At 71.9% G+C, this 7,156-nt stretch carries 6 protein-coding genes; 4 read left to right on the plus strand and 2 right to left on the minus strand.

Annotated features, from left to right (window positions below):
- Together HY68_RS20605 and dapD are read left to right on the plus strand one after the other, a co-directional pair.
- On the plus strand, positions 1-744 hold a 744-nt coding region (locus HY68_RS20605; RefSeq protein ID WP_041990980.1), incomplete at its 5' end, for a hypothetical protein.
- 69 nt (positions 745-813) lie between these two features.
- Positions 814-1,800, plus strand: coding sequence for a 2,3,4,5-tetrahydropyridine-2,6-dicarboxylate N-succinyltransferase (dapD, locus tag HY68_RS20610; protein ID WP_041990981.1), 987 nt, complete (start codon positions 814-816; stop codon positions 1,798-1,800).
- Between the two features lie 45 nt (positions 1,801-1,845).
- On the opposite strand, the gene dapA is transcribed toward dapD, so the two are convergent.
- Entirely contained in the window at positions 1,846-2,799 is a 954-nt protein-coding gene (gene dapA, locus HY68_RS20615) for a 4-hydroxy-tetrahydrodipicolinate synthase (protein WP_078863697.1), read from the minus strand.
- Positions 2,800-3,030: 231 nt separating this feature from the next.
- Here dapA and HY68_RS20620 point away from each other — a divergent pair, with 231 nt between their 5' ends.
- On the plus strand, positions 3,031-3,621 hold the full coding sequence (locus HY68_RS20620; protein ID WP_041990984.1) for a hypothetical protein: 591 nt from the start codon (positions 3,031-3,033) through the stop codon (positions 3,619-3,621).
- Here HY68_RS20620 and HY68_RS20625 read toward each other — a convergent pair.
- Positions 3,557-5,404 (minus strand): endonuclease/exonuclease/phosphatase family protein, encoded by a 1,848-nt coding sequence (locus tag HY68_RS20625; protein ID WP_041990986.1) that lies wholly within the window; start codon positions 5,402-5,404, stop codon positions 3,557-3,559. The two genes, HY68_RS20620 and HY68_RS20625, sit on opposite strands and share 65 nt — an antisense overlap.
- 203 nt (positions 5,405-5,607) lie before the next feature.
- Between HY68_RS20625 and HY68_RS20630 the strand changes: the two genes are divergently transcribed.
- On the plus strand, positions 5,608-7,110 hold the full coding sequence (locus HY68_RS20630; RefSeq protein ID WP_041990988.1) for a hypothetical protein: 1,503 nt from the start codon (positions 5,608-5,610) through the stop codon (positions 7,108-7,110).
- Positions 7,111-7,156 lie beyond the last annotated feature (46 nt).

Raw genomic sequence — 7,156 nt, forward strand, 5'->3', positions numbered from 1 at the left:
GCCGCCGACCGCAGCGCGGCCGCGCCGGCGGATCCGGCCCGGCTCAGTGCCGCGACGGTGCTGAACCGCGCGGCGGACGCCGCGGCGAAGGCTTCGGCGCCGCATCCGGCCGACGGGCAGTGGACCTACACGCAGACCGTCGAGATCGTGCGCACCAACGGTGTGACGAGCAGCCCGGAGAAGCACGAGCAGTGGCGCATGTACCGCGACCCCGCGCTCGACCTCGACAAGACGACGGGCGACGCGTCGCCGCTGCGGACGTACCAGCTGCTCGCCTCCCTACCGGCCGACCGGTCCGCCGCGCTTCGGCGGATCGGCGCCTTCTACCGGGACAAGCAGGGGGCCAAGACCCCTTCGGCGACCGACGAGCAACTGGGGAGCCAACTGCTCGGCACGCTGGTGTCCGTCTACCCCGCCCCGCCGCGCGGCCTTTCCCGCGTCTACCGGATGCTGGCGGCGACGCCCGGCCTGACCACGGAGCGGACCGTCGACGCTGCGGGCCGCGACGTCATCGCCGTCCACCCGGCCAAGGACGATCCGCGCAGTCTGCTCCGCACCGAGACGCTCTACGACGCGACGACGTACGTCTACGCGGGGACGCGGCACATCGTGGCCAGGGAAGTGCCCGACATGAACGCCAACGACCCCGGCGCGCCGCCCGACCCGTGGCACAAGGGGCAGCTCATCAGCTCCGAGGCCGTCGTACGGCAGGCCCTCGTCGACCACAAGGACCAGCGCCCCTGACCGGCGCGCGCCTGATCAGGCGCTGAGACCGGTTCGCCCGGTGGTGCGCGCAGCCGTTAGGTTTCGGGTATGACCGACACGACTCCTCGTACCACCGGCGCCGTCGCCGCCGGACTCGCCACCGTCGCCGCCGACGGCACCGTACTCGACACCTGGTACCCCGCCCCCGAGCTGTCCGCCGAGCCCGGACCCGCGGGCACCGAGCGGCTGTCCGCCGAGCGCGCCGTCGAACTGCTCGGGGACGGGGCCGCCAAGGCCACCGGGCCCGACGCGCGGCGCGGGGTCGAGGTCGTCGCCGTCCGTACGGTCATCTTTTCGCTCGACGACAAGCCGCTCGACGCGCACGACGTGTATCTGCGGCTGCACCTGCTCAGCCACCGGCTGGTCAAGCCGCACGGGCAGAACCTCGACGGGCAGTTCGGCCTGCTCGCCAACGTCGCCTGGACCTCCCTCGGTCCGGTCGCCGTCGACACGCTGGAGACCGTACGGCTCAACGCCCGCGCCGAGGGGCTGCATCTGCAGGTGACCTCGGTCGACAAGTTCCCGCGCATGACCGACTACGTCGCCCCCAAGGGCGTCCGGATCGCCGACGCCGACCGGGTGCGGCTCGGCGCGCATCTCGCGGCCGGTACGACCGTGATGCACGAGGGCTTCGTCAACTTCAACGCCGGCACGCTCGGCACGTCGATGGTCGAGGGCCGGATCTCCGCGGGCGTCGTCATCGGTGACGGCTCGGACATCGGCGGCGGCGCCTCCACCATGGGCACGCTGTCCGGCGGCGGCACCGAGCGCATCGTCATCGGCGAGCGCTGCCTCATCGGGGCCGAGGCGGGCATCGGCATCGCGCTCGGTGACGAGTGCGTGGTCGAGGCGGGCCTGTACGTCACGGCCGGTACGCGCGTGACGCTGCCGGACGGCCAGATCGTCAAGGCGCGGGAACTGTCCGGCGCGAGCAACATCCTCTTCCGTCGCAACTCGGTCTCCGGCGCGGTCGAGGCGCGGCCGAACAACGCGGTCTGGGGCGGTCTCAACGACGTGCTCCACAGCCACAACTGAGCACGGGCGGCCCCCGCCCCGCTGAGGTGGCGCCCCCTCGCCCCCTCAGAGGTGGCGGGTCGCGTGCAGCAGCTCCCCGTACGCCAGCAGCAGCCCGTCGGCCGTCTCCCGGCCGGGGGGCCGCAGCGGTTCGCGTACCGGGCCCGCCGGCAGCCCGAGCCCGTCGAGCAGCGCCTTCGCCGTGACCGTGCCCGGCAGCCCTGACGCCATCATCAGCTCGACGAGCGGCAGGGTGAGCTGGTTGAGCCGTACGGACTCGGCGTGCGCCCCCGCGTCGTACGCGTCGACGGCGGCGCGCAGCTGCCGGGGCGCGACGTTCGCGACGGTGCTGACGAAACCGGCGCCGCCGACCGCGTACAGCGGCAGGTACAGCTCCTCGCTGCCCGCGTAGTAGGCGAGTGAGGTCCGGGCGATCACCGAGGAGCTGGCGAGCAGGTCGGACGCGCAGTCCTTGACGGCGACGATCCGTGGATGCCGGGCGAGCCTGAGCAGCGTCGCGGGTTCGACGCGGGTACCGGTGCGCGCCGGGATGTCGTACAGCATCAAGGGCACGCCCGCCGCGTCCGCGATCCGCAGGAAGTGCGCCTCGACGTCGGCCTGCGGCGGCCTGCTGTAGTACGGGGTGACGACCAACAGCCCGTCGGCGCCCGCCTGTTCGGCCTCCTGGGCCAGCGCGAGCGTGTGCCGGGTGTCCGCGCTGCCGACGCCCGCGACGACATGGGCGCGGTCACCGACCTCCTCGCACACCGCGCGCACCAGTGCGGTCTTCTCCGCGTCGGTGGTGGTGGGGGACTCGCCGGTGGTGCCGTTCAGGACGAGCCCGTCGCAGCCCTCGGCCACCAGATGGCCGGCGAGCTTGCGGGCGCCCGCAAGGTCGAGTTCGCCGGCGGCGGTGAACGGGGTGACCATCGCGCACAGGGCGCGGCCGAACGGGCGCGGAGTCGTCGGCGGGGTCGACAGCGAAGTCGGCGAAGTCGGCGAGGTCGGCGGAGTCGTCATGGCCGCAGTGTCCGCCCGCCCATGGTGAAGGTCCACTTAGATTCGCTTGCCGGGAGGGTGAAGCAACGCTGAAAGGTCGGGCATGCGCGGAATCCGGCCGACTGTGCCGGTATCGCCCGCGTACCCGGCCGGCCGCGCAGTACCGTACGGCTGTTCATGGACCACGGGGCCCGCGCCGGCCGTCAGTGGGGACTGTCAGTGGGGACTGGTCCAATGAGGAGCATGGAGCGTATGAACACCGAACACGCCGACCCCTGCGAACTCGAAGCGCTGCGCGCCGCCTTCGAGCCCGAACATCGCAGGCCGCCGCTGGGTGCGCAGGCCGTCGCCGCCTTCGAGCGGGAGCATGCGGTGGTCCTGCCGGAGCCCTACCGCACACTGGTGGTGGAGATATGCGACGGCTGCGCGCGCGGCCCCGCCGACATCGACGGGCTGATACCGCTGGCGGCGCTGCCCGCCGACTGGGGCTGTGACCAGACGCAGCGAGTGCTGAGCAGGCCCTTCCCGCTCACCGCGCCCTGGGTGTGGGAGGACGACCCCCGGCCGTACGAGGAGATAGAGCCGCTCATCGACGACGTGAGCAACCACGGCAGCGTGGTGCTGGGCACCGGCGGCTGCGGTCTGTACTGGCACCTGGTCGTCACGGGACCGCAGCGTGGCCGGATCTGGCAGATCAGCGACGTGGGCGCGGCGCCCGCCCGCGCACACCCGGCCGACGAAGAGGGCTTCGCCGGCTGGGTGTCGCGCTGGCGGTCCGTCAGGGGCGGAAGCGCAGCACCTGCGGGTCGTGGTCCGAGTCCTGCTGGGCGAATTCCGCGTTGATGTGCACGCTGTCGTAGCTGTAGTCCTCGACGGCGGGGCTGGTCAGGATCTGGTCGAGCACCTGGCTGTTGCCCTGGTAGACGTACGTGTAACGCTCCAGCGGCGGCAGTGAGTCGATCGCCGACGTCAGCAGCCCGCCCTTGGTGAGCGCCTTCACGGTGTCCGAGAACTGGAAGTCGTTCAGGTCGCCGAGCACCAGCACCTGCGCGTTCTTGTCCGCCTTGTGCAGGTCCTTGACGAAGGAGTTGACCGCCTGCGCCTGCAGGAGCCGCTGCGCCTCGGACGAGCGCGGCACCGGCTGATGCTGCGCGGTCAGGCTCTCGTCGCCGCCCTTCGAGGTGAAGTGGTTGCTGACGAGGAAGACGTTCTGCCCGCGGAAGGTGAACTCACCCACGAGCGGCTTGCGGCTGGCCTGCCAGGCCGGGTCGGCCGGGTCGATACGGCCGGGGGAGAGGGTCAGACCGGCCTTGCCGCCCTGGGTGACGACCGCCGTCGGCGTCGTCGCGTCGGCCGTACCGCTGTCGACGAAGGAGACCCGCTCCGGGTTGAAGAGGAAGCCGTTGCGGATGTTGCCGCCGGGCTCGCCGCCGTCCTTGTCGTTCTCCGGGTCGACCGAGCGCCACTCGTAGGCGGGGCCGCCCGCGGCGACGATCGCCTCGGTGAACTTCTTGACCGTCTCGGTGGCGGAGACCGTACCGTCGTCCGTGGCGCCGTTGTTGTCCTGGATCTCCTCCAGGGACAGGACGTCGGGCGAGGAGAGGTTCTTCACCACGGCTGCGGCCAGCGAGTCGAACTTCGACTGCGGGTCGTCGGCGGCCAGGTTCTCGACGTTGTACGTGGCGACGGCCAGCTCGCCGTCCTTCTGCGCCCGGGTCGTCTCGCGCTTCAGACCCTTGTCGACGAGGGTGCCGAGCGTACGGGCGACCAGCGTGTAGCCGCCGAACTGGTTGAAGTCCAGGGGGCCTTCGGTGGTGCCCTTCAGCGAGTCGCCCACATTGGCGGTGGGGAACGGGCTGTCGGTGCTGAGGGCCGTCTGCTGGATCTGCAGCCGGCCGGTGTTCTGTGAGTCGTACGAGCCGTAGACCGTGCCGCCGCGCTTGGCGTTGTTCTCCTGCGGCTTGACCGTCACCCACAGCTCGTCGTACGCGTCGGTCGCGCCGACCACGCGCGAGGTGCCGACGCTGACGTTCATGCTCTCCAGCGACTCGTAGTAGTCGAGGGCGTAGTCGCGGGGCTTGAGGCGCAGTCCGTTGATGCTGTTGCCGGTGTCGGGCGTACCCGTCGGCGCGTAGGCGGCGGGCACCGACTTGGCCTTGATCTGGACCGGGGCGGGCACCTTGTTGCCGGAGGAGACCACGGTCACCTTCGGCGCGGTCAGCTCCGTGACCGACTGGCCGCCGGCCGCAGCGCCGCCGGGCACGAACTCACTGACCGTCGCGTTGACCGTGACCGAATCGCCCACGGCGACCGTCGGGTTGGAGCTGGTGTAGACGAACACGCCCTCGCTGGTGGCGGCGTCGTTGTCCGGCTTCGGGTCCTGGAGCCAGAACCCCTTCGAGCTGCCGTAGGCGCGCACACCGGTGACGATGCCGGGGACGTTCGTGACAGGGGTGCCGACCAGCGGGGATATCCGGGTGTTGCCCTGGATGCCGTGGATCCGTACACCCGCCACCGCGGCGGACGTGCCGGCGGAGGCGGGGCCGGCGGCGACGATCAGCCCCGCGGCGAGGGCGAGGGCGACAAGGGTCGGTACGGCGGCCGATCTCGGTACGGAAGCAGGCATCACAGAACTCCGAGGATGGGGTACGAGAGGTTCTACGCGCGTCAATCTCTTTCCTGGGCGGGGAACTTGTCAAGACTGCCCAGATGTACGGAGCTCGTCGGGCACATGAATCGAGTGGCGCGGGGTCACATACGTCTACGCTGGGCTCGCCGGAGGCGCGCGCCGCGACCCCGGCCCGTACACAGCGAGGAGAGACCCCACAGATGTCCGAAGACCGCCCCACCCTGCCGCCGGTGCGGCTGCCCTCGGAAGCGGAGCTGGCGCGGCAGGCGCTCGCCGCGCCGCTGCTCGCGCGGGCGGTACGTCTCGCCCGCTGGGCGGGGCCAGGGACCCGGGTAGGGGCCGGTGGTGAGCTGGTCGACGAACAATTGCCGGCGGCGGCCGAACAGCTGGGCCTGGGCGACGAGTTGTCGGAAGGTGATGGCGAGTCGTACGCGAGTGAGGCGTGGCGGGTCGCCATCGACACGGACCTCGTCGCCGTGGCCGAAGGCGACGGCACCGACTCCGACAGCGGTCTGGACGACGACGAGGCGTCCGCGGTCACCGCGGGCCCGCAGCTCGCGCTGGTGACGGCCGGCACCCCGCAGGACGTCCTGTCCCTCTGGCTGGACACCCTCGACGTGGTGTTCGCCGACGCGACGGCGCCGGTCTTCGAGGACCTGGCCGTGGCCATCGGCGACGACGGCGAGATCGACTTCGAGGCGCTCGACTGGGACCCGGAGGTGGAGGCCGAGTTCCTGGAGGGCGTCCTCGGCAACCTCTACCTGCTCACGGCGGCGGACGAGGGCGAGGGCGCGGTGCCGCTGCCCGTACTCGCCGCCTCGATGATCGTCCCCGAGGACATGGGGGAGCCGACCGACGACGTCCTCGAACAGGTGTCGCAGGCCATGATGCGGCTCGACGAGCAGTTCCGGCTGCTGGAGCCGGTCGGGCTCGTCAGTTACGTACCGGTCGACGAGGCGCTGATGGCCGAGGACGCCGAAGACGCCGCCGGCGGCGACCTGCCGGGCGCCGAGCCCGGTCTGCCCGTCGACGCGGACGACGTGACCCGCTACGGCATGGTCACGCTCACCCCGCTCGGCGTCTACGGCATCAGGTCCCGGATGCTCGAAGCCGGTGTGACGGCCCCCGCCGTCGGCGACCTGGCCGACGCCGACGCCCGCGCGCTGCTCGACGGCATCGCCCACTTCCCCGAGGCCTCGGCGCGCGCCGAGGCCGAGCAGTGGCTGGCCGGGCACGCACCGGCGGAGGCCGCGGCCGAACTGCTCGCCGCCGCGCGTGGCACCGACCCCGGTGCGCCGCTGCGCCGCCTCAACTGCCAGCAGGCGCTGACGCTCGTCGGCGCCGAGGCGGAGCCCGCCGTGCGCGCCGTGCTGGACGACGGCGAGCTGGGCGGTCTGGCCCGGGTCTGGCTCGCGGAGCTGGGTTCGGGCGACGTCCCGATGCCGTCCGAGACGATGATCTTCTGGCTGGCGATCGACACGATCGCGGCCCAACTGGACGCCGAGGGCGAACCGGACGAGCTGCGGGAACTTGTCGAGGGCCTGGTCGGCCAGAACAAGAACTTCTTCGAGGAGGCCTGGCGGGTGGACCACCCGGCGACCCCGGACGTCCTGGAGGCGATGGGCCGTCTGCACAGGGACCGCACGGTGGCGAAGGAAGCCCGTAAGGCGGCCTTCAAGGCCCGCTCGCGCGCGACCGGCTGACACCGCGCCGGGTCCGCCCCCGCGCCGCCGGGCGGCGGGGGCGGCG

This window comes from Streptomyces sp. AcH 505 (assembly GCF_000818175.1).
In the GTDB taxonomy this organism is placed as follows: domain Bacteria; phylum Actinomycetota; class Actinomycetes; order Streptomycetales; family Streptomycetaceae; genus Streptomyces.